The 22,547-nt window shown below is 60.6% G+C and carries 20 protein-coding genes and 1 pseudogene; 14 read left to right on the plus strand and 7 right to left on the minus strand.

The genetic code is table 11. From position 1 onward, the window contains the following. Positions 1 to 108: 108 nt before the first annotated feature. From RlegSU303_RS25900 to RlegSU303_RS25925, 6 genes are all read left to right on the plus strand, one after another. Positions 109 to 963 (plus strand): hydrolase, encoded by an 855-nt coding sequence (locus RlegSU303_RS25900; RefSeq protein WP_027664459.1) that lies wholly within the window; start codon positions 109 to 111, stop codon positions 961 to 963. Then, positions 960 to 2,570, plus strand: coding sequence for a gamma-glutamyltransferase (gene ggt, locus RlegSU303_RS25905; RefSeq protein WP_131627168.1), 1,611 nt, complete (start codon positions 960 to 962; stop codon positions 2,568 to 2,570). The genes RlegSU303_RS25900 and ggt overlap by 4 nt, the downstream gene beginning before the upstream one ends. A 127-nt stretch (positions 2,571 to 2,697) precedes the next feature. Next, positions 2,698 to 3,672 carry an ABC transporter permease gene (locus RlegSU303_RS25910; RefSeq protein ID WP_072641174.1) on the plus strand — a complete coding sequence of 325 codons (975 nt, stop codon included), beginning with the start codon at positions 2,698 to 2,700 and terminating at the stop codon, positions 3,670 to 3,672. 4 nt (positions 3,673 to 3,676) lie between these two features. Further along, positions 3,677 to 4,591: an ABC transporter permease gene (locus tag RlegSU303_RS25915; RefSeq protein ID WP_131627166.1), complete on the plus strand. Its 915-nt coding sequence runs from the start codon at positions 3,677 to 3,679 to the stop codon at positions 4,589 to 4,591. Continuing rightward, positions 4,588 to 5,565: an ABC transporter ATP-binding protein gene (locus tag RlegSU303_RS25920; RefSeq protein ID WP_027664463.1), complete on the plus strand. Its 978-nt coding sequence runs from the start codon at positions 4,588 to 4,590 to the stop codon at positions 5,563 to 5,565. The genes RlegSU303_RS25915 and RlegSU303_RS25920 overlap by 4 nt, the downstream gene beginning before the upstream one ends. Further along, the gene (locus RlegSU303_RS25925; protein ID WP_131627162.1) at positions 5,565 to 6,569 is read left to right on the plus strand and encodes an ABC transporter ATP-binding protein; all 1,005 of its coding nucleotides are present in this window, start codon (positions 5,565 to 5,567) and stop codon (positions 6,567 to 6,569) included. The genes RlegSU303_RS25920 and RlegSU303_RS25925 overlap by 1 nt, the downstream gene beginning before the upstream one ends. Positions 6,570 to 6,619: 50 nt before the next feature. On the opposite strand, the gene RlegSU303_RS25930 is transcribed toward RlegSU303_RS25925, so the two are convergent. Next, a complete protein-coding gene (locus RlegSU303_RS25930) occupies positions 6,620 to 7,045 on the minus strand; it encodes a CBS domain-containing protein (protein WP_027664465.1) in 426 nt (141 codons plus the stop codon). 332 nt (positions 7,046 to 7,377) lie between these two features. Next, a complete protein-coding gene (locus RlegSU303_RS25935) occupies positions 7,378 to 8,427 on the minus strand; it encodes an AI-2E family transporter (protein ID WP_017957357.1) in 1,050 nt (349 codons plus the stop codon). A 142-nt stretch (positions 8,428 to 8,569) separates the two neighbouring features. Here RlegSU303_RS25935 and RlegSU303_RS25940 point away from each other — a divergent pair, with 142 nt between their 5' ends. From RlegSU303_RS25940 to RlegSU303_RS25950, 3 genes are all read left to right on the plus strand, one after another. Beyond that, positions 8,570 to 9,541 carry an alpha/beta fold hydrolase gene (locus tag RlegSU303_RS25940; RefSeq protein ID WP_017957356.1) on the plus strand — a complete coding sequence of 324 codons (972 nt, stop codon included), beginning with the start codon at positions 8,570 to 8,572 and terminating at the stop codon, positions 9,539 to 9,541. Between the two features lie 163 nt (positions 9,542 to 9,704). Continuing rightward, complete coding sequence (locus tag RlegSU303_RS25945) at positions 9,705 to 10,379, plus strand: L,D-transpeptidase (RefSeq protein WP_094088026.1); 675 nt, start codon at positions 9,705 to 9,707, stop codon at positions 10,377 to 10,379. Between the two features lie 59 nt (positions 10,380 to 10,438). Further along, entirely contained in the window at positions 10,439 to 10,930 is a 492-nt protein-coding gene (locus RlegSU303_RS25950) for an OmpA family protein (protein WP_205920643.1), read from the plus strand. A 313-nt stretch (positions 10,931 to 11,243) separates the two neighbouring features. Here the strand turns inward: RlegSU303_RS25950 and RlegSU303_RS25955 are convergent, their stop codons facing one another. Continuing rightward, entirely contained in the window at positions 11,244 to 11,714 is a 471-nt protein-coding gene (locus RlegSU303_RS25955; protein WP_025396923.1) for an Hsp20 family protein, read from the minus strand. Between the two features lie 23 nt (positions 11,715 to 11,737). Here RlegSU303_RS25955 and RlegSU303_RS25960 point away from each other — a divergent pair, with 23 nt between their 5' ends. Next, positions 11,738 to 12,331 (plus strand): hypothetical protein, encoded by a 594-nt coding sequence (locus RlegSU303_RS25960; protein ID WP_231283894.1) that lies wholly within the window; start codon positions 11,738 to 11,740, stop codon positions 12,329 to 12,331. A 76-nt stretch (positions 12,332 to 12,407) separates the two neighbouring features. On the opposite strand, the gene RlegSU303_RS25965 is transcribed toward RlegSU303_RS25960, so the two are convergent. Next, positions 12,408 to 14,891, minus strand: coding sequence for a glycoside hydrolase family 3 C-terminal domain-containing protein (locus tag RlegSU303_RS25965; protein WP_231283895.1), 2,484 nt, complete (start codon positions 14,889 to 14,891; stop codon positions 12,408 to 12,410). Between the two features lie 202 nt (positions 14,892 to 15,093). Here RlegSU303_RS25965 and RlegSU303_RS25970 point away from each other — a divergent pair, with 202 nt between their 5' ends. Then, positions 15,094 to 15,732, plus strand: coding sequence for a TetR/AcrR family transcriptional regulator (locus RlegSU303_RS25970; protein ID WP_094088024.1), 639 nt, complete (start codon positions 15,094 to 15,096; stop codon positions 15,730 to 15,732). 106 nt (positions 15,733 to 15,838) lie between these two features. After that, a pseudogene (locus RlegSU303_RS25975) lies at positions 15,839 to 16,140 on the plus strand (LysR substrate-binding domain-containing protein); the annotation flags it as partial. Between the two features lie 60 nt (positions 16,141 to 16,200). On the opposite strand, the gene RlegSU303_RS25980 reads toward RlegSU303_RS25975, so the two are convergent. From RlegSU303_RS25980 to RlegSU303_RS25990, 3 genes are all read right to left on the minus strand, one after another. Then, on the minus strand, positions 16,201 to 16,785 hold the full coding sequence (locus RlegSU303_RS25980) for an RES family NAD+ phosphorylase (protein ID WP_131627157.1): 585 nt from the start codon (positions 16,783 to 16,785) through the stop codon (positions 16,201 to 16,203). Beyond that, entirely contained in the window at positions 16,782 to 17,504 is a 723-nt protein-coding gene (locus RlegSU303_RS25985; protein ID WP_131718398.1) for an antitoxin Xre/MbcA/ParS-like domain-containing protein, read from the minus strand. Before RlegSU303_RS25985 ends, RlegSU303_RS25980 begins: the two co-directional genes overlap by 4 nt. 133 nt (positions 17,505 to 17,637) lie before the next feature. Then, positions 17,638 to 20,664, minus strand: a complete 3,027-nt coding sequence (locus RlegSU303_RS25990; protein WP_131718397.1) for an alpha-mannosidase — start codon at positions 20,662 to 20,664, stop codon at positions 17,638 to 17,640. A 337-nt stretch (positions 20,665 to 21,001) separates the two neighbouring features. On the opposite strand from RlegSU303_RS25990, the gene RlegSU303_RS25995 reads away from it, so the two are divergent. Together RlegSU303_RS25995 and RlegSU303_RS26000 are read left to right on the plus strand one after the other, a co-directional pair. Next, positions 21,002 to 21,190, plus strand: a complete 189-nt coding sequence (locus RlegSU303_RS25995) for a hypothetical protein (protein ID WP_094088021.1) — start codon at positions 21,002 to 21,004, stop codon at positions 21,188 to 21,190. 210 nt (positions 21,191 to 21,400) lie between these two features. Then, positions 21,401 to 22,540 (plus strand): ROK family transcriptional regulator, encoded by a 1,140-nt coding sequence (locus RlegSU303_RS26000; protein WP_094088020.1) that lies wholly within the window; start codon positions 21,401 to 21,403, stop codon positions 22,538 to 22,540. The last annotated feature ends 7 nt before the right edge of the window (positions 22,541 to 22,547 follow it).

A 22,547-nucleotide genomic window follows, 5' to 3' on the forward strand; every position in this document is an offset into this window, starting at 1 on the left:
AAATAAAGATTTGAAGTGCGCCGCATCGATCCAATCGATGCGGCGCGGTTTAAAACAGCAGCATGGGGCCGCCGAGGCCGCCCTTTCTTCATCTCCCAGGAGACATTCATGCAGGAACTTGGAACGGGCGAAGCCGTCGCCCGGGCGAAGGCCATCTATGACTATGGCCAGACGGCCATCTTCGCCTCTCAGGCCGATCCCCGCCTTCATATGGTGCTTTATGTGCCGCCGACGGCGGCAGATGGCCGCAAGCTCGACCTCCTGGTCGCGGTCCACGGCACCGGGCGCACGTCGGCCATCGACTTTCGCGACGGTTTTGCCGAATTCGGGCTCTACAACGACTGTGCCATCCTTTGCCCGATCTTCCCGGTTGGCGTTCTCGGCGATGGTGCGCGTTCCGGCTACAAGTTTCTTGAGGAAGGCGACATCCGCTACGATCAGGTCGTCCTCGCCATGGTCGCGGAGATGGCCGACAAATACCGCCAGGATTGGTCCAAATTCGCCATCTTTGGCTTCTCCGGCGGCGGGCACTTCGTGCACCGTTTCGCAATCCTGTATCCGGAAAAGCTCTGGGCGGCATCGATCGGCGCACCGGGTTCCGTCACCCTTCTGGATCCGACGCGTGACTGGTGGGTCGGCATTCGGGATCTGGAGACGCGCTTCGGCAAGTCCTTCCGGCCCGAAGATCTCGCCACGGTGCCGGTGCATATGATCGTCGGCGATGCCGACCTGGAGACCTGGGAAATCACCCATAAGCCGGGTGGAAAATACTATATGGATGGCGCAAACGACGCCGGTAAAACGCGGCCCGAGCGCCTTGCCGCCTTGGCGAGTTCATTCCGCGAAGCAGGTGTCGATGTGACGTTCGATCGTGTTCCGGGCGTCTCTCACGACCGGATGAAGGTTCTCGGTCACGTCAAGGCCTTCCTGGCAAAGGTGCTGGAGGAGCGGCGCGCGAAATGAGAAATGCAACGATCGTAGCGCCTCAGCCGGAGGCCGTCGAAGCCGGCGCGGAAGTTCTCGAACGCGGCGGTAATGCCATCGACGCAGCACTCGCCTGTGCTTTCGTCCAGGGCGTGGTTGACCCGCAGATGGCCGGCATCGGCGGCTTCGGCTCCATGCATGTCTACATGCCGAAAAAGGGCGTGCACGAGGTCCTCGAATTTTATGCGCGCGCGCCGTTGAAGGCTGCGCCGGACATGTGGCTCGACAAGATCAAGCACCAGAGCCGCGACGGCTTCGGCTATGTGCTTGAAGGCAATATTTCCGATATCGGCTATCTTGCCGTCTGCACCCCCGGCTCGCTCAAGGGCTATGAGACCGCGCTGCGCGACTACGGCACCTTCGATTGGGCCGATCTCATCAAGCCGGCTATCCGCCTTGCCCGTAACGGTTTCATGATCCGAAACCATATGCATTGGTATTGGGCCAAGGACCAGTCGAATGACGGTTTTGCCAACACGCTCGACAAGCTGCGATTTTCTGCAACGGGCCGGAGAACCTATTTCCACGATGACGGCACGCTCAAGAATGTCGGCGACCTGCTCGTCAACACGGACATGGCAGAGACCCTCGAACGCATCGCGCGAAGCGGTGGCTCGGACATTTTCTATCACGGCGAACTGGCCGAACAGATCGCCAGCGATTTCAAGGCAAATGGCGGCTTGATCGATCAGCAGGATCTGGCGCGTTACGAATTGTCGAAGGTAGAGCCGGTTTGGGGCGACTACCGCGACCACCGCATCGCCACCTCGCCTCCACCAGGCTCGGGCTTCCCGATGCTGGAACTCCTGCATATCATGGAGCAGTTCGATGTCGGCTCGCTGCAGCATGGCAGCGCCGATCATGTCCGCATCCTGTTCGAAGCGATGAAGCGGATGACGATCGACAAGGACGCGCATATGGGCGATCCCGCCTATGTCGACGTGCCCTATGAGAAGCTGCTGTCGAAAGAGCATGCAAAGGCCCATGCCCGCGCGATCAAGGCGGGCGAGATCGCCAGTGTTTCGCGTCTTGATAGCTCGCAGCGCGACACCACCCACATCTCGGTGATCGACAAGGACGGCAATGCCGTCGCGATGACCCACACCCTCGGCAGTCCCTCGGGCGCGATCACCGACAGCCTCGGCTTCATGTACAATGGCACGATGAGCCGCTTTAATCCGCTTCCGGGCAAGCCCGGCTCCATCGCGCCCGGCAAGCGGCGTCCCAGCTCGGCGGCACCGACGATCGTCTTCAGGGGCGACGAGCCCAGCATCGTCATCGGAGCGCCAGGCGGCAGCTATATCGCGCCCGCCGTTGCGCAATGCCTGATGAACATGATCGATTTCGACATGTCCGTGCTCGAAGCCGTCTCGGCGCCGAGGATCGTAGGGGTGTCAAACACGATCGACATCTGCAATCGCATTCGACACTCTGTCGAAGACGAGTTGCGGGCGCAGGGCTACCAGGTGGCGCGGTCGCCGCAGACATATGCGTTCGCCGCAGTCCACGCGATCAAGATTGACGGCGGCATCTCGAAAGGCGCGGCCGATCCGCAACGCGACGGGATGGCGATCTCCGTCGGCTAAGCATGTCGCGCAAAAGTGTGCAGCGGTTTTGCGACAACGACATGCGTAAAAACAAAGACGTCGATTCAAAATTACAGCGTCCTTTGCGGCTCTCGAAAAGACGCGCGGCGCTGTAGGGAGAGGTTCAATGGTCACATCCATTATCAGGCGGTTGATACAGGCGCTGTTCGTCGTTGTCGCGATGACGATCATTGTCTTCATCGGCGTCAATGTGATCGGCAACCCGGTCGACATCCTCATCAACCCGGACGCCAATCAGGCGGAGCGGGCACTCGTCATCGCCCATTACGGCCTGGATCAGCCGCTGTGGAAACAATATCTGCTGTTTCTTCAAGGACTTCTGCACGGGGACTTCGGCAACAGCTTCGTTTATGGGCGGCCGGCGCTGGGTCTGATCCTCGAACGTCTCCCGGCGACACTCGAACTGGCGATCACGGCTCTCGGCATCGCGCTGCTGTTCGGCCTGCCGCTTGGGCTGTATGCAGGGCTCTACCCCAATCGGATTTCCTCCAAGCTCATCATGAGCGGCTCGATTCTGGGCTTCTCGCTTCCGACCTTCTGGGTCGGTCTCATGCTGATCATGGTGTTTTCCGTCGAGCTCGGCTGGTTGCCGACGAATGGCCGCGGCCCGACGCAGGAGCTTCTCGGCGCACAATGGTCGTTTCTGACCGGGGACGGCATCCGGCACCTTTTATTGCCGGCCTTCAACCTGGCTCTGTTCAAGACGTCACTCATTCTTCGGCTGACCCGCGCCGGCGTGCAGGAGGTCCTTCCCCAGGACTATGTGAAGTTTGCCCGCGCCAAGGGATTGCGAGAGCGGCGGATCATTTCCGTGCACGTTCTCAAGAACCTGATGATCCCGGTGGTGACCATCATCGGTCTCGAGTTCGGGTCACTCATTGCCTTTTCGGTCGTCACCGAAAGCATCTTTGCCTGGCCGGGCATGGGCAAGCTCATCATCGACTCGATCAACCTTCTCGATCGCCCTGTCATCGTCGCCTACCTCATGATGATGGTGCTGCTCTTCGTCGTCCTCAATTTCATCATCGATATCTGTTATACCCTTCTGGATCCGCGGGTCCGGCTGGAAGGAAAGGCTTGACCCCATGGCCGAACCACAAACGCAAGATACCAGCGCTCCAACGCCCGAACCCAGTCGTCTGTCGAAAGGGATCGCGGATTTCTTCAGCTCTCCGGCAGCCGCGATCGCCTTCCTCACGCTGGTGATCATCTGTTGCCTGGCGCTGTTTGCGCCATGGATCTCTCCGCAAAATCCCTATGATTTGATGCAGCTCGACATCATGGATGGACGACTGCCGCCGGGGTCCGAATCCATGACCGGGCTTGTCTATCACCTCGGTACCGACAGCCAGGGCCGCGATATCCTGTCCGCCATCCTCTATGGGCTGCGTACCTCGTTGCTGGTGGGCGTTCTGTCGGCTTTCGCTGCTGCCATCATCGGAACCTCAGCCGGATTGTTCGCCGCTTACGTGGGAGGGCGCACGGAAACCGCGATGATGCGGCTCGTTGACCTGCAGCTGTCGTTTCCCACCATATTGATGGCGCTCATGATGCTTGCCGTGCTTGGCAAGGGCGTGCCCAATGTGGTGATCGCACTGATCATCGCCGAATGGGCGACCTATGCCCGCACCGTCCGCGGCACCGCTCTGGTCGAGCGCGAGAAGGAATATATCGAGGCGGCCCGGATGCTGCGCCTGCCCGGATGGCGCATCCTCTTCAGGCATCTGCTGCCGAACTGTCTTGCGCCGGTCATCGTCATCGCCACGATGCAGATCGCCCGGGCAATCGGCCTCGAAGCAACCTTGTCCTTCCTCGGTCTCGGTGCATCCGTGACCGAACCCTCGCTCGGCATGCTGATCTCGACGGGCTACCAGTATCTTCTGACGGGCCTTTACTGGATCAGCTTCTTTCCCGGCATTGCCCTTCTGGTCACGATCGCGGCGATCAATCTCGTCGGCGACCGGCTGCGCGATGTCCTCAACCCGAGGAACATGTCATGACCCCATTGCTGCAAGTGAGCAATCTCGTCACCGAATTCGGCGGCGGCAGGGGACGCCCCAGCCTTTGCGCCGTCAACGATGTGTCGTTTACGGTGGAGCGCGGCAAGGTCCTTGGTCTTGTGGGAGAATCCGGATCCGGAAAGTCGGTGACCGGCTTCTCGATCATGCGGCTCCTCGATAAGCCCGGCCGGGTTGTTGGCGGCAGGGTCATCTTCGACGGCGCCGACATCGCGAAATATTCGGACGAAGAAATGCGGCAGCTGCGCGGCAAGCGGATCGCCATGGTATTCCAGGATCCGATGATGACGCTCAATCCGGTCCTGACGGTCGGAACGCAGATGGTGGAAGCCGTCCAGGCACACGAGCGAGTCTCGAAGGATGCCGCCCGGCAGCGGGCTCGGGATGCTTTGGCGCTGGTCGGAATACCAAGCCCTGAAGAAAGGCTTGCCGCCTATCCGCATCAGTTTTCCGGCGGAATGCGCCAGCGCGTGGCGATTGCCATTGCGCTTCTTCACAAGCCGGACCTTATCATCGCCGATGAACCGACAACAGCGCTTGATGTGACGATCCAGAGCCAGATCATTTCCGAATTCCAGAAGCTCACCGAAGAGGGAAATACGGCGGTGATCTGGATCACCCACGATCTGGCGATCGTTTCAAGATTGGCCGACGAGATCGCCGTCATGTATGCCGGCCGCCTCGTCGAGACCGGACCGGTGGGCAAGGTTCTGACCGATCCTCACCATCCCTACACCGCCGGTCTGATCGCGTCCGTTCCTTCGCAAAACAGACGCGGAGAGCCGCTTCGCCAGATCCGCGGCATGACGCCGGCCATCAACCGCCTCCCACAGGGATGCAGTTTTCGTACGCGCTGTGATCGGGCAACCGACGGCTGTCTGGTCATGCCGGCGCTCATGCCGGAAGGCGATCGTTCCTTCCGTTGCATTCATCCCGTAACGAAAGAGGTAGTATGATGACGGCGATCGCCGCGCCCCTGATCGAAGCGAGGAACGTGTCGCAGCGCTTCGGAGCCAAGCCCGATCTCGCCGCCAAGATCGCGCTCAAGCTCAAACTGGCCAAACCGGCGCCTGTCGTTCACGCGCTTGATAATGTCAGCCTCAGCATCCGGCCCGGAGAGGTTGTCGGCCTTGTCGGTGAAAGCGGCTGCGGGAAGTCGACGCTCGGCCGCGCCATTGCAGGGATCACCTCGCCAAGCCAGGGCCAGATTCTCTGGAAGGGGATGGATCGAAGCGCCATGTCGAAAGGCGAGCAGCATCAGTTCGGTCTCGCCAGCCAGATGATCTTCCAGAACCCGATGGCGGCGCTCAATCCGAGGATGACCGTCGAGCAGCTTATCTGGGAGGCGCCTCGAACGCATGGGCTTGCCCGCTCGACGGAACGCGATGCCTATGTCGACAGATATTTGATGCTGGCCGGTTTCGACCCGGCCATGAAAAAGCGATACCCGCACCAGTTTTCCGGTGGCCAGCGGCAGCGTGTCAATATTGCGCGCGCGCTCGCCGTGCAGCCGAAATTCCTCGTCTGTGACGAAAGCGTCGCCGCACTCGACGTTTCCATTCAGGCCCAGGTCATCAACCTGTTCATGGAACTTCGTGACAAGCTTGACCTGACCTATTTGTTCGTCAGCCATGATCTCGGCGTCGTGGAACATATTTCCGATCGCGTTGCGATCATGTATCTCGGCCGCATCGTCGAAGAGGCGCCCGTCGAGGAGGTCTTCGCGCGGCCCAATCATCCCTACACGAAAGCGCTCTTGGCCGAGGTGCCGCGCATCGAACCCGGCAAGCGACAGTTCAAGCCCGTCGATGGCGAACTCCCCAGCCCGATAAACCCGCCAAAAGGCTGTCACTTCCATCCGCGATGCCCGTTTGCGATGGACCGCTGTCATATGGAAGCGCCGGTGAAAAAGGAAATTGCACCGGGGCACTTGTCGGCTTGCCACCTCAACGATGAATGATCTCAAACGATAGGATTGCTGATTGCTTCAGGCCTAAAATCATCCCTGTTCTAATGTGCATGAGCGCCGCCCGGGCGGGACACTTTTTTCAACCCGGCTCCCGCTGCAGCGGTGTCCGCCAGGGACGCATCGCCGAGCGAGATGACGCCGGTAAGCCGTTTGTCACGATTGACGACGGGAAGGCGGCGGACCTGGACCTGCCCCATATTGCGGGTCACGTCGTCGACATCTTCGTCTTCGAAACAATATTTGACATCGCGCGACATGACTTCGCGCACCTTTGCATCGCCCCCGAGTCCGCCGGCAAGCCCGCGCACGACGAGATCGCGGTCCGTGATGGTTCCGACGAGCCGGTCGTTGTCGCCGACCGGCAGGAAGCCGATCTGCCTGTCGGCCATGCATCTCGCGATCTCGGCTATCGTCTGATTAGGGTTGGCGATTTCTACATCGCGCGACATGATCTCTGACACTTTCATGGTCTTTCCTCCTGCTTGTGCGGTTAGCGGAACGTCAAACGTTGCGGTGAGAGTCGTTCCGAAAGGAGGCGGCTCCATTTATGCCCACTCCTCCTGGTCACTCCTCGACCCATCTTCAACGGGGCTTATCAGGATCCGACCAGAGGGCTTGGACTTCTGCCGGCAGTCCGTGGCGCACTTTCCGCACCTTGCTCGGATCACTATAGTAACATAGGCCCCGAAAACCGACCTTGCGGTTGGCGTCGATTGAACATGATGATGGTTCGAATCTATCAAACCAGCCAGGGAGACGAAAGTTCCGGAAGCCATCGTTAATTGCTCCGGCCGCATCGTCAGGAATCCGACGTGCCCTCCTCCTCCACGAATATCCCCCAAGCGGCGATGAAGAGAGCGGCTATCAGCGGCCCGATCACGAAACCATTGATGCCTAGTAGAGAAATGCCGCCAATGGTGGAAATGAGGACAACATAGTCGGGAAGCTTGGTCTCCCTGCCGACCAGGCGCGGCCGCAGAAGATTATCGACAAGACCGATGACGAGGGCGCCGACCGCAACCAGCACAATCGCCTTCACCCAAAAGCCGGCCAGGGCCAGGTAAATGGCCGTGGGCACCCAGATCAATGCGGCGCCGACCGCAGGCAGCAGCGACAGGAAGCTCATCAGTACGCCCCACAGCAGGGCTGGCTCGACGCCGAGGGCCCAGAAGGCGATGCCGCCGATCGAACCCTGGATGATGGCGATGATAATGTTGCCTCGCACGGTCGCGTGAACGACCGAAGTGAATTTGGAAGTGAAGCGAAGGGTATGGGCATCGCTGAGAGGCAGCGCTCTTCTGATGGCGCGGGCAAGGGCGCGCCCATCCCGGAACATGAAGAACAGGAGATAGAGCATCACGCCGAAGGTGACGAAGAACCGCAGGGTGTTCTGACCTAGGCTTAAGGCGCGTCCGGCAAAAAAACCGCCGCCCTGCATCAATGCCGAGGAAACGCGATCCTGAAACGTATCGACGCCGTTCAGCTCGATGCTCCGGAGCCAGTCGCGAAGGAACAAGGGCAATGCTTCCTGCAGGTTATGAATAAAGCTCCGGACGTCGATCTCGCCAGTGTCCATACGTTGGTAGAGATGGTTGCCCTGCTGGACGAGTGAACTGAGGACGATCAGCCCGGGAATGATAACCACGCAGAGACAGATCAACACAGACAGCGCTGCAGCAAGGTTTCCCCGCCCACCCAGCCGAGCCTCTATACGGGCGTGAAGCGGGAAGAAGATGATAGCGAGGACGACTGCCCAGAATATCGCCGAATAGAACGGTAGCACGACGGCGACGAACGCAATGGTCACGAGGACCAGAAGCACATAGAAACTGACACGCTGAAGGAGCATTCGATCTTTCCGCTTCGAGACCGCGATGATGGTAGCACAGATAAGGCGGCAACGCTGGGCCTCCCTTCCACCCTACTCTAACGGCTCATTGCCGTAGGCGCCGTCCCGCAACCGGCCGGAACTTCTTCTTCCGATTTTAGTTATGCGGTTCATGTTAGTGAAGCCACTCCAGCCGACGCTCGGAACAACAATTCACGTTGAAGATCAGGATGTTCACATCCTTGACGGTGGCAACTCACATGGCATTCCAGTCGTCCTCCTGCATGGCTGCGGCAGCCTTGCGCAGGAAATTTTGCTTCCCTTCGACAACAGCGATTTCCGGATCATTGCACCCGACCGGCCTGGCTATGGACTAAGCACGCCGCTTGCACCGGCTGAGCGTGGACCTGAGGGACAGTCCTTCTGGCTTGAACGCCTTCTCGCGTCTCTTGACCTGCCGGAGGTGAGGATTGTGGCGCACTCGATCGGCAGCGCAGCGGCGTTACACCTTGCTGCAAGAAGACCAGACCTCGTCAGCGGACTTTTTCTCATTTCCCCATGTTGCGCGCCTGTGCCTTCGAAGCCATTGATTGTGCTTAGATCGGCGGTCGCTCCGGTGGTCGGGCCGTTGATCCGCCAGCACGTCATCGGCCGGTGGCCAGCATTCTTTCTTGATCGAGGTCTGCGGTCGTCCTTTTTTCCCAATCCACTACCTTCCCATCTCTCGGACCTGCCGGCCTCTCACGTGGTCAATCCCACTACCATCCGCACGATGGCCGACGAGTTGCGCGCCTTCAACCGAGACATGGAGCGCCTTCCAGATCTGCCTGGCGATCTTCCCCTGCACGTTCTTTTCGGGATGGCGGACCGCGTGATTTCACCGAACTGGCATATCGATTGGCTTTGCAGGAAGCATCCGGGGCCGATCGTCAGATTGCTGGAAGGTGTCGGGCATTTGCCCCATCATGTGGTCCCTGGCGTGGCGCGACGGATGCTTGGTGATCTTGCGAAGGCATCCGCACAACAAACGGAACTCCCGCGTGTGAGGAGCATCGGCTCGCAGGCGGTTGCGGAAGCGCCATCTCGTAAAGAGTACATGCCGGTCTTCAGAGGAGATGAATCCCCGGCCCTTTAACTCGAAGCGCTGCGGCATTCCAGAGCAAGATGGGGCAATACCAGACACAGGAGGCCCGCGACCCGATCTCTGCCTTTAGGGTGGAGATGATTTTTCTATTGTCGCAAATGAAAAATCTGATTTACTGACGCTTCGCTGCTTGGCTCTAAGGGGGATATTGCCGATGCCGTGGACTCGCAGAAATATTGTGCTTGGTGGATTGGCGTTACTTGGCGCCGGTGCAGTCCGGAAACCGGTCTTCGCCGCGGCGTCTTCCTATTTCGACGGCACCACCGTCGACAATGGCGTGACGTTCCGAAGGACCAACTTTTCCAAGATCGACAGGAAGTGGCACCGCCAGGTCGTCAAATATTTCAGCAGCGAGCCGATCGGCACCGTTGTGGTCGATACGCGGCACCATTTTCTCTACGTGATCATGGAGAACAAGACGGCCATCCGCTACGGCGTCGGCGTCGGCCGCGAGGGCTTCAAATGGTTTGGCCGTGCCACGATCGACGCCAAATCGCTTTGGCCGCGTTGGACGCCACCGCCGGAGATGCGCAAGCGCCACCCCGAACTGCCCGAATTCGTGGCGGGAGGCTCACCGAAGAATCCGCTCGGCCCCCGCGCCATGTACCTGCATCGCGACGGCGTCGACACCGGCTATCGATTCCACGGCACGCTGGAGCCTTGGAGTATCGGCAAGGATGCCTCCAGCGGCTGTATCCGCATGTTCAACGAAGACGCCATCGATCTTTACCAGCGTTGCCCCATCGGCACTGCGGTGCAGGTTCTGCCGCATATTGCAGACCAGGCTGAAAGCGCCACTCAGGTCAGCCAGACAACCCCGGTCGAATAAGGAATTTCACCTTGATCTCTATTGCGACCGGATTTACCTGGCGCCTTCTCGCCGCGACAATGCTCTTGGCGCTTGCCGCCTGCTCTACCACCGAACTCGCCTCGCTCGAAGAACCTGCGGCGGTGCCAATGACCGGCCAGACGAACGATCCGGCGCCTGGTTTCGAAAACGTCGCGGCTGGCAGCGCGGAAGATTTTATCCTGAATGTCGGCCGACGGATCTATTTTACACAGGACTCTGCCAAGCTCGATTCCGTCGCCATGGCGACGTTGGACAAACAAGCCAGCTGGCTCAACAACAACCCGACCTGGATGCTCAAGCTGCAAGGATTCGCCGACGATTCAGGGTCCGCGTCCAACATGGAGACGCTGTCGCAGAAGCGTGCCGACGCGGCAATGGCTTATCTTATCTCAAAGGGCGTGGACGCAAAACGGATGTGGGCCAAGGGTTACGGGAACGAGCGCGAAGTCCGCGATTGCACAGAGCGCTCCTGCAAAGTGCAGAACCGGCGCGTCGTCTCCAATCTCCGCAAGCAGCCCGACGCCGTCTGATCTCTTCGCGAATGCCCTTGTGCAACAGGGGACGAAGCCAGGTAATTCGCGGCAAGACGACGTGGCGTAGGAGCATTTGGGGGATGCGGCGAAGCCAGTAGGGTGGTCCGTCGGACAAAGGGCCGGCCACCAAGCCGGCCCTCCTGCATCCAACTCAATTCAGGATCGCGCTACCGGAACCGAGGCTCCGGAGCGGAGCTTGTCAAGAAGCTTCGAGAGCACACGCTTTCCCGCGTCCTTTGCACTTGCCCCGCGGCGTTTCCTGATTTCGACCGTGAACGGCTTTTTCCGGGACTTCATCGAGAAGCCCTCCTTAAGCCACCTGGCGCTCGGCTTCGATCTGAAGAGGCGCCTGCTGAAAGGAGCCGTCTCCAATTGCGATCTTGCGCGGCTTCATGGCTTCCGGCACCTCACGCTTCAGCGCGATCGAGAGAATACCGTTCGTCAGGGACGCATTCTCGACCCTGACGTGGTCCGCCAGTTCGAAGCGACGTTCAAACGCCCGCCCGGCAATGCCGCGATGCAGATATTCGCCATCCTTCCCTTCGGCCTTCTGGCCTTTCACCACGAGCACGTTCCGCTCCTGGGTGATTTCGAGATCGGCCTCGGCGAAACCGGCGACTGCCATCTGGATACGATAGTCGTCTTCGCTCGTCTTGACGATGTCATAGGGTGGCCAGGTCTCGATCGCCTGCAGCCGCTGCGCATTGTTCAAGAGGTTGAAGACCCGGTCGAAGCCGATGCTGGACCGGTAAAGGGGTGCGAAGTCAAGTTCGTTTCTCATAGCCATATCCTCCGTAAAGCAACATGGAATGGAGACGCGTCGAAAACGCGTCTCCGGTCTGGTCGACCCGCCTTTGCGCTGTCGACGAAAATGATCTGGTTTCGAGCGTTTTTCGATTCAAGAGGACATCTAAAAAATTTTTTGGTCGACGCTTCCGGCAGACCGCAAGCCTCTTGAACGCTGTTTTCCTTCACCTAAATCGAATGGTGCCTGAAGATGTTCTTCGCTTGCGTGGAATTTTCTGGGAGAAGTTCATGACCGGCAAAAGCATCAGCACGACCCCTCCGGATGGCGTTATCGAGGCGATCTCCGCCTCGCACATTCTTCATCCCCATCTTCATTTCACCTCTCCGAACGAAGTTCTTGCCGCCGACATCTCCGCGCAGGAGAAGAGAGCGATCCTGGCGTCGTGGGCTTCAGATCTCTATGCGGTAGAGTCCGTTCCGGCTCTACGGCAGCCGCCTGGCGTACCATCCCCGGTGCGTTATGCCGACATCCTCGCGGCGCTCAAAGCCCTTGATGACGAAGGCGCTACCGCGGATCACCTTAGGCAAGGGACTGCGACGCTCGCTTCCCTGGGTGACGTCCAGGGTCCAAGCCGGTTGAAATTCCGGTGAGAGATCGTCGCGCCCGAACTGCCCTGTCGAGCGCGCACCTCGCCGGTCGAATAGTCGGCATAGTCGAGGCAGCGAGCTACCCGATGACGCTGGCCGGTGCGTATGCAGGCGGCAACAGGGTGTCGAGCGGTGACGACAGATCGATGATGAACCTGATGTCCGCGGCATTTGCCGCAACGACCAGCTGGTAGTCGCCGGGCTCGGCGCGGAAGGCGCCGGCCTCAACGTCGAAATAAGCGAGATCACGTGGCAGGATCTTCATCACGGCTGTCCCTGTTTCACCGGGCAGCAGCGAAAGCTTTGCGAAGGCGCGCAGTTCCTTGTCCGGCCGCTCCACCTTGGACTTTGGCGAACGCACATAGAGTTGGACTAGTTCCGACCCGGCCCGGTCGCCGATATTGGTCAGATCGACGCTGACGGTCACGCCTTCGGCACCCATGTCGCTGGCCGACAGGCGCGGCTCGCCCCAGCCGAAGCGCGTATAGCCAAGGCCGAAACCAAAGGGGAAGAGCGGCTCGACGGCGCGTGTATCGTGGTGCCGGTAGCCTACGAACACGCCCTCGGCATAGCGCACATGCCCATCCTTACCCGGATAGACGGCTGGATCGCCCGTCATGGCGGAATTGTCGGCAAGCGCCTTCGGGAAGGTCTGCGGCAGGCGTCCGCCGGGCTCGACATCGCCGAACAGGACATCGGCGACGGCATTGCCCAGCTCCTGCCCGGGATACCAGATCTGCAACACGGCGCGAACCTTGCCGAGCCAGGGCATTTCCACCGGGCCGCCGGTCTGCAGGACGACCACGGTGTTGGCGTTGACGGCTGCAACCCGCTCGATCAGCTCTTCCTGCCGGCCCGGAAGCCGCATGTCGGGCAGGTCCAAACCCTCGGTATCCCATTCGCCGTCGCGGCCGACGAAGAGAAACGTCACATCGGCATTCAGCGCCGTGTCGACGGCTTCCCGCATATCGGCCTCGCCCAAGGGCTTTTCGACGCCGAAGCGAATGGCCGTGAGGTTGATCCCCTCCCCGTTCGCCACCGGTGTGTCGTACTCGACGGTGACGGTACGGGCCTTGCCCGCATCGAGCGCCACCGTGCCGCGCTGTTCGTCATTGGCGGTGCCGAAATAGTTTTCGCCGCGTGTCCAGCCGTCACGGCCGTCAACCGTCAGCTTGCCATCGACGAAGAGCCGCGCCAGTCCGGCATTGGTCATGCCGAAGACATGATCGCCGCTCTCCTCGGGCACAAATTGCATCGTCATCCGAGCCGAGAAATCGGTGGGATCGAGCTCGGCCGATGGCAGCTCGAACCAGAAGAACTCACCCTTGTCGACGGTTTCGACATGAAGCGGTGTGCCCTGGCAACCACGCCCCTTGAAATATTCGACGGTGATCTTTCCCTTCGCCACCTCGATCAGACGGTTGTGGCGGCAGCCGACGGCGTGGCTGACGCTGTTGGCATTGGAAAGAGCGGCTCGAATCCCTTCGAGCGGGCTGACTGTGTAATGGGCGGCGATGTGCGCGCTGCCGCCGCCCATAACGCGCGCGCTCGCGGCGTTGGGTCCGATGACGGCGATCCGGTCGAGCGACGTTTTGGCAAGCGGTAGGATGCCGTCGTTCTTCAAGAGGACCGCGCCCTCTGCGCCGAGACGCCGGATCAGCGCCCGGTCTTCCGGCAGGTCGACTGCCTGCTCCGTGAGGTCGGGCCTCTTTTCGAACGCGCCGACCCGCTCGAGCAGCAGCAGGATTCGTCGCGCCGCCGCGCGCACGGTTGCGGCTTCGACCCTGCCCTCGCGCACGGCGGCAACCAGCTTCTCGCCGCGATCGCGCGCCGGACCGGGCATTTCGAGATCAAGACCGGCATTGATCGTCTCGGCCGTCGAATGCGAACCGAACCAGTCGGACATGACGATGCCGTCGAACCCCCATTCCTCGCGCAGCACCGTGGTCAGCAGCCACGCATGCTCGCTCGTATAGGTGCCGTTGAGGCGGTTATAGGAAGACATGACGGCCATCACGCCGGCGCGGCGGATCGCCTGTTCGAAGGGCGGAAAGTAGATTTCGCGCAGTATCCGCTCGTCGATATCGGAAGACATGGTCTGCCGCTCGATCTCGGATTCGTTGCCGGCGAAGTGCTTGATCGTCGCAGCGATCCCCTGGCTCTGCACGCCCTTGATATAGGCGACAGCGAGTTCCGCGGTCAGTATCGGATCCTCGGAATAACACTCGAAATTCCGGCCGTTGAGGCCGGAACGATGGATATTCACCGTGGGCGCGAGCAGCACGGCGGCACCCTTGCTCTTTGCCTGGTGGGCAAGGGCCACGCCCATGCGCTCGACGAGATCGGGATTCCAGGTGGCGCCGAGCGCGATGGCGACTGGAAAACAGGTCGCCTTGACGCCGCCAACCAGCGAACCCGCGCCGCGAGCCCCATTCGGCCCGTCCGTCACCTTGATCTTCGGCACATCCAGACGCTCGACGGGAACCGTCGTCCAGAAGTCGGCGCCGGACAGCAGGGAGACCTGCTCCTCGAGCGTCATCTTGTCGAGAATGGAATCTATCATGCAAACCTCCCCTTCAATGGAATTCGGGTGCTGCGAAGTATTACCGGAGCATACGCGGTGCTAACTCAACCGGCGGCAAACGCGGCCTTCTCAGCACGCAAGGCAGTTCTTAAACCTACCGATTACTCGGTATTTTTAAGATGTCAACTGGCGAAGCCTGATGTATGGATAAAGAGCGCCGGAGAAATCGACGGGAGAGACGATGGCAGAGTTATTCGAATCGGAGACCGGACAGGACGAAAAGCGACGACGCAGATCCCGCAAGGGCGAAGCGCGCCGCGCGGAGATCCTGACGGCTGCGATGCGGCGCTTCGCCGAAGACGGCTACCAGAGTGCCGCCATCGCGGATGTTGCCCGCGACGTCGGCCTGTCGCTGCCCGGCCTGCTGCACCATTTCCCGACCAAGGTTGATCTGCTGCTCGCCATTCTGGACAAGCGCGATCTCGAAAGCGAAAGCTTCATCGGGCCCTATCGTTCCGACCTCCGCGGCCTGCTCAAGGGCATGGTCGAGGTCTTCCGCCGCAACGCCGAAATGATCGAGGTCGTCAGGGCCTTCGCCATCCTGAACGCCGAGAGCCTTATGAAGGATCACCCGGCCAAGGCATGGTTTCTCGATCGTGCCACCCAGCTGCAGAACGACATCGCCGCCACCTTCGAGCAGGCCGTCGCCGATGGCTCGATCGACGGCAAGATTAATGGCAAGGCGATGGCGGCCGAGCTGATCGCCGTGATGGACGGCCTTCAGATGCTCTGGCTGCGCGATCCCACCCGCTTCGACATGGTCGGCGGGTTGGAAGCCTATGTCAGCCGCCTGCTGGCGAGCCTTGGTTTCGACGGTTGAGCTTCGGCTTGCGGCTTCCAGTCGACGCCTCGTTAGAAGAGAGATCTAGCACCCGTCAAAGCGGGCCAACCAGATCATGATGCGGTTTACGGCTTCGTGATATCTTTGGCCGACCAGCAAGCCATACGAGCGGCTGCTTCTGCCGAGAAGTCTTACATTCAACAATACGGATGCAGGGCTGCGGCTAGCCCAAGATGGTCTCGGCCTCGCGCATTTGCCCGGTCTACGTCGCAGAGTCGCACATGCGAGCCGGAACTCTGGTCCCCGTCCTCACCTCCTTGACGATGCCGTTCGGCGCCCTCTCGCTCGTCTGGCCACCGAAAGTGCGCGCTTTCGTGGATTTCGTGGTCAAAAACTTTGCCGCCGGACCCCGACGCTTTCCGGCCGGCGCCAAGTTTGTCGCGATGATCGAGATCGGCCGAATGCCGAAGCACGACAGCGCCGCGCGTCCTTCTCACCGATGGGACATCATTCCCTATCTACGACCGTAAGGTGCAAGGCATCGAGTATGGAGCCGAGCGCGGACAAGCGGATGAGATCCCATGCGGGGCTGTCGGCCTCAATGCTGGCCGTAGCGCGATCATAGATGGCAACGCACTGCTTGTTGGTAATCCGGGACATGTAGAGAATGCCGTCAAAATCGGTGCGATCGTAGATTTCCTGACTGAGTCGGCGTCCGCTGGTCTGTGCTCTGGCTCGAATGGCATCTGTCGAGACCCCGAGCAGGTTTGCGCCTTCATAGCGCAGGTCCAGCAGGAAAAGCGGATTGGGGTTTCGGATAACGGCGATCGAATAGCGGTCGAACTCCTCCCGCAGTATCAATCGCTCGGCCTTGCCTTGAAACCGGTCACGAACGATCGTCTCGGCGATCGCCGTCGCGGGATCCTGAGCGAGATAGAGCAACCGGAACTTATCCCTCGGGCTCGAAAACCGCGTCTTGCCGAAGCCCATACCGAGAGGCGTCGCGGCGTGAGCGCGCGAGATGATTCTGACATAGCCGGTGACGTCGGCGCGAACGGCGAGGCGCTGCAGGACGGCCTTGTCGAGCGTCATTGCGCGGCGAAATAGGTCTGGGCCGCGTCGACGACCTCGTCCGCATGATCCTGTTTCAAGAGGTTTATGGGTCTGCGCCCGCCCAGCATGGGGTTCGGCTGGCTGAGCCACAGCCATGCCACCCGCTGATTGGAAACGAGAGCGGCAATCGTTCCAATGCCCTTTACCGGACGCCCGTCGATGAATTGTTCGATCGGATAGACATGCTTCCTCGTTCCTTTCAGCAGTGCGATGACCTCGCCGGCATGCTGCCAGCGATTGAGGGTGGAGCGCGCTATTCCGAAATCGCGCAGGAGTTCGTTTGCGCCGGCGACCGGCCCCGCCCATTCCTCGAGCTTGCGGGCAACCGCAAGCTCGCCCAGCAATCGCTCGCCTTCCTCCGCCGTGGCAATCTTCCCAAGCCCTTCGCCTTTGGAGGGATCCACGGCCTTCGGAATTTCAAGCGCGATCTTGCCGCCATCAGGTGCATCGCTGAAGGTCTCCACCAGACCGCGAATGCGGCGGGCAAGTTCGCCCTGTCGCTTGCTGAGTTCGCGTCGCACGCTAACGGGAAGATCGACAATGGCCGCGGCCGCCGCTCCCGCAATTCTGGCGGACAGGGCAACCGAGCCGGACTCGAATGCAGCGTCGGCTTTCAGGACATCGGCGACTTTGGCGGCAACACGATCGGCGACTTGTGCCTGACGAGCGCGATCCAAATGCACATGGGAACCAGCCATGAAACAATCTCCATTCTTACAGGAGCTGATATAGTCTCAAATCACCCATTTGTCCAGTTTGTCTCATTTCTGGTGAGTCCATAGCGCCCCGCGGCATCGAAGTGGCGAGGCGCGGTCTGCCCGGAAATGAACATCAGGCTCTTTGCAGCTTCCACGTCCGGATTTCGAACGGCATGATATCGGCGGGCCCTTTCCGCTCCATCGGCTCTTCCAGAATGTTCAGCGGCTGCGATGCTGCCCATCCGGAAGGCAAGTTGAGGGCGAGCCTGCCGCGCCGGCCGGCCGGTTCATAAAGGCGCAGGATGAGGCCGTCGCCCTCTTCCGCCGGCTTCAGGCCTGAGAACGCGACAGGGATGCCGGTGACCGCAAGCGGCGCGAAAGTGCCGGCGGAGAGACTGCTGGATTCAGCCGAGACGAGCGGTTGGTTGAGATCAATCGCCTCGTCGAGAACGCCGCCTTCATGCCAGGCGCCTTCATGCGGCATCAGCGCATAGGTGAAGCTCTGCTCGCCTTCATCTGCCAGCGGATCGGGATAGATCGGCCCGCGCACGAGGCTCATGCCGATCACGTTGCCGCGCGCGCTGTGGCCGTATTTGGCATTGTTGAGCAGCGCGACCCCGAAGTCCGGCTCGCTGATATCGACGAAGCGGTGCGCGACGGCCTCGAACATCGCCTGCTCCCAGGACGTATTCGTGTGCGTTGCCCGCTCGACGATGCCGAAGGCGCATTCGAACGTCGCCTTGCGGGCCTGCGCGGCGACCGGGTTCAGCGTGCGTAGAAGGGTGCGGCGGTCATGCCAGTCGATCGTCGTTTCAATGTCGAGCCGCCTGGCGTTGGCCGTCAGTACATAGGTCTGCGTGACGCTCGAATTCCGGTAGCGGTAAACGACGCGGATCGCCGCGCGGTGCGGCCCTTCTTCAACGAGGGTGATACTGTCCGGCGCGTCGAGGCGGACGGCCTTTTCTGCATAATCCGCGTCGATATCCCAGGCGTCCCAGTTGCGCGGCTTGTCGGCCGGATAGACCCAGAGCTGATTTGCCGAGCCGTCGACCGCCTCCCGGCCTGTGGCCTTGTGAACGAGGCTTGCAACCGCCCCGTCCCTGCCGATGGAGACCGAGAGGTGCTCGTTTTCGAGACGGTCGGGACCGGCCTTCAGCCCGCCCGCCGGCTTGAGCGAGCCCTTGTCGAAGACTGCGACGGACAAGGGCGCGACGAGATCGGCGGCCGCAATGACCGTGCCGTCAGAGAGTGTCGCGCTGAGCGGCCTCGGCGAAAGCGACGGATTGACGACGACGAGGGCGCCGCCAACGCCGCCCTTCGGCAGCTTGGCCGACAGCGCCTGCAATGACTTTGCCTGCTCGGCCTTGGCATGTTCGATGACGCCGCCCAGTTCCTGCTCCGCATCCTGATAGACTTCACGGATGCTCGAGCCCGGCAGAATGTCGTGAAACTCGTTCTTCAGAACAACGCGCCAATCCGCTTCGAGGTTTCGGGGCCTGTCTGCTCCGAGCATATGCGCCAGCGAAGCGATGGTTTCGGCGGTGATCAGCGCCCGTTCGGCCTGGCGGTGCTTGCGCTTGACGCCGCTTTGCGACGTCAGCGTGGCGCGGTGCAGTTCGAGATAGATTTCACCATCCCACACCGGAAGGTTCTTTTTCGATGCGGTACGGTGGGCCTGCTCGTAATAGCTTTTGACGGTGCCCCATCGCGCCTGCGGGATTGCCGGGAAATCGCGCAACTGCACTTCGCGCTCGACCATCTCGGGCGTGACGCCCCCGCCGCCGTCTCCGTAACCGACAGCCAGCAGCGAAGTATCGTGCTGGGTCTTGCCGCGGAAATTCTTCCATGTCGGCACGTAGCAATCGGGTTGCACGAAGCCGTTATAACCCTGCATCGGATTGTCGAACGTGTGGGTCAGCACCCGGCTGCCATCGAGGCCCTTCCACCAGAAGAGATCGGAGGGGATATGGTTGGTCTCGCTCCAATTGACCTTGATCGTGAAGAAGCTGTCGATGCCGCCCTGTCTCAGGATTTGCGGCAGCGCGCCTGAAAAGCCGAAGCAATCGGGCAGCCAGCAGACCGTATGGCGTGTGCCGAAAGTCTTTTCGAAATAACGCTGGCCATAGAGAACCTGACGGGCGAGGCTTTCGCCGGTCGGCATGTTGGTGTCGGGCTCAACCCACATGCCTCCGACGGTTTCCCACTTTCCGTCCGCGACCTTCTTCTTGATGCGCTCGAGAAGCTCCGGGTCTTCCTCTTCCATCTGCGCGTAATAATGGGCGGTCGATTGATTGAAGCGGAAATCGTCGGAGCGTTCCATCAGCGACAGCGCCGTATTGAAGGTGCGCCGCATTTTCCGCCGCGTCTCGCGATAAGGCCAAAGCCAGGCGAGATCGATATGCGCATGGCCCGTCAGCAGCAGTTCTCCATTCGGCGGGAAGCGCTTCTGAAGCTCCTTCAACCGCGCCGTCAGAGCCTCGAAGGCCGTGGCTGCCGAGCCGCTCTGCTCATCCGTGAGTCCTGCCGGATTAACCTCAAGCTCCGGCAGTTCCCAGATCTTCTGCTGCATGACGGCGCTCGATGTGCGGGAGATATAGGCTGCCGTATCCGACGGCCAGTCGAGGCTGCGCAAGGCATGCTCGGCGGCATCCATCAGGTGCGGCACAACTTCATGCTCGCCGAGCGCATCGATCGCCTCGGCAACCTGCTTCAACAGAAGATGCAGACGGTGAGCGGGACTGTCGAGCCAGATAAACCGGGCCTTGTTGAGCTTGGGCGCTCGATTGGGCTCGCCGAACGGAAAGCGGGCGACGGTTTCCGTCGCGATCGAAAAGCGGCGGCCCCTCACGGGGAATTCCTGATGATAGGGATCGAGACCGAATGTTTCCGTCTCACCGTCGGGGTAGCTGAGAGTGATCAGGCTCTCTCCGCCGAGGTCGAGCTGCAGGCGAATATCGTCGAGAGGCCACGCCTCCGGCGCTTCAGCGGTCGCGGCAAAATGCACCACTCCCTGGCGGTGCGGCCAATCCTGGTGATGGCCAATCGGCTCGCCCTCGAAAGTCCAGCCGTCGATCGCAGCACTTTGTCGATCTCGCCAATGCGCCAACTCGGCAATGCGAACTTTCAGACGATCGAGGCGCTGGGCAATGGTCAGAGGCATGGCTTATCCTGTTGAAAAATCGACGGAGAACGATCCGGAGTCATCGCTTTGGGAGATGAAGATGGTGCGACAAGGATCGCGTTTTGCCGGCTCCTCCTCCCAGTGGGTCCTACTGGCGCTTAGATTAAGTAACTTTGATTTGCCGTCAAGTGCGAATGAAGTGAACCACTCCGGGTTTGCGGGAGTCCCAGCCGTTCCCGATCGGAAACGGTGATTGGACCTTCACCGAATAACGAGATCTTGATCGACAACAACAGTTATCGAAACTCCCGTCGGCCCTATTTGACCGAGAATTGCACTGATATGGCAGATTTCAGGCAGCGCTGGGGAGGTTGGGATGCTTCAAGTCCGCAAATTATTGACAGCCGCCACAGCCGTCATCGTGGTTGCCGTATCGTCGTCATCCTGCACGACAACCTCGAATGGCTCGATGCAAACCGGCTCGGTTGGATATACCGGCACCGACTATTCGCTCAGACCTGCCTGCCGCGATGGATTCGGCAACGATCATCCTTGCAGCTACTAACGATCGATAGAGTGAGCTCCTATTGCCATGTCGTTTCGACGATCTGTTGACGCATTGCGCGGCATTCGCCCCGCCGCGCGTCGTCAGCGCCTTGATGGCGCTGATCCCGGTTGATAGGACATTCAGCCCAAAAAGCGGCCGCTAAGCCCGGCTTTCCCATAGCCCGTGGATGAAGTACACAACCGAGATGGTGCTCTAGGAAAGACAGTCATGCGGTATCTTCGGTCAGGGCCGCGTCGGCTTCACACTCAGGAGATGGGCGCCCAGCGCGCCAAAACGGTCGGCCTGCGGTCCGGCGAAATCGCCGATCGAAACATTCGCGTCATTCTGGAAGCCATCCGCCGCCATGGCCCGTTGACGCGGATGGAGCTTGGCCGGCATTGCGGCCTGACCGGCCCCGGCATTACCAATATTCTACGCCGATTGGCTGACGAAAAGCTTGTCACCTCCAACCGTCGCACTGGCCCTGGCGGCGGTGCGACCGCGACCGAATTTGCCTTGCGCCCGGAAGGCGCCTTCTCGATCGGCGTCAAGCTTCGCCAAAGGCGTGGTGAGGCTGTGCTCATCGATCTGAGTGGCCAGGTCCATGACCGGGTCTATATCGAGCTGGACCCCGCTGACAAAGTCGGCCTGCTGCATGCGGCCGTCAGGGATATGGTCGATCGCCACGCCGCCTTGCCGATCATCGGCCTTGGCATCGCCGCCAACGACTGGACAGAGGAGCAAAGCGATCAGATCGCCGCGATGTCGACGATCGCGCGCCCCTATGTCGAGAACGAGTGCACGGCGAGCCTTCTCGCCGAACGCACGATCGGCAGTTCCGGCAGGGAAGGCGGACTTGCGATGATCATCATCGACGACGATGTTCAGGCCGGCTTTCTCATTCGCGGTATTCCCTATTCCGGCGTCCATGGCCGGGCGGGCAGCATCGGCGAAATGTTGACAGGCCCGGACAATGTCCAATTGAACACCGTCGTCGGTTTCGAATCCCTGCGATCACGGATCGGCGACCGGGACTTCACCCGCCTGCTGAAGGGCGAGGAAATCTCCTCGCCACTATTGTCGCAATGGATACGGGAAGCCGCCGGCCATCTGCTCGACCCGATCATCGCCATGGCTGGCTTCCTTGCTCCGAGCGTTGTCATGATCGGCAGCGATCTGCCGCAGGGCGTGATCGAAGCGCTGATCCATCAGCTTTCCATCGAGCGGCGCGACACCTCGACGAGACCATTGCTGACACCCTGGATTTCGCCGATGAAACCCGCGAGCTTCAGCGGCGGCGGCGTTGCGCTCGGTGCAGCGCTCCTACCCTTCCTCAACACTTTGCTGCTGCCGCCGGCTTCGGCCTGATGGCCGG

Source organism: Rhizobium sp. SU303, from assembly GCF_021052345.1.
GTDB classification, from domain to species: Bacteria; Pseudomonadota; Alphaproteobacteria; order Rhizobiales; family Rhizobiaceae; genus Rhizobium; species Rhizobium laguerreae.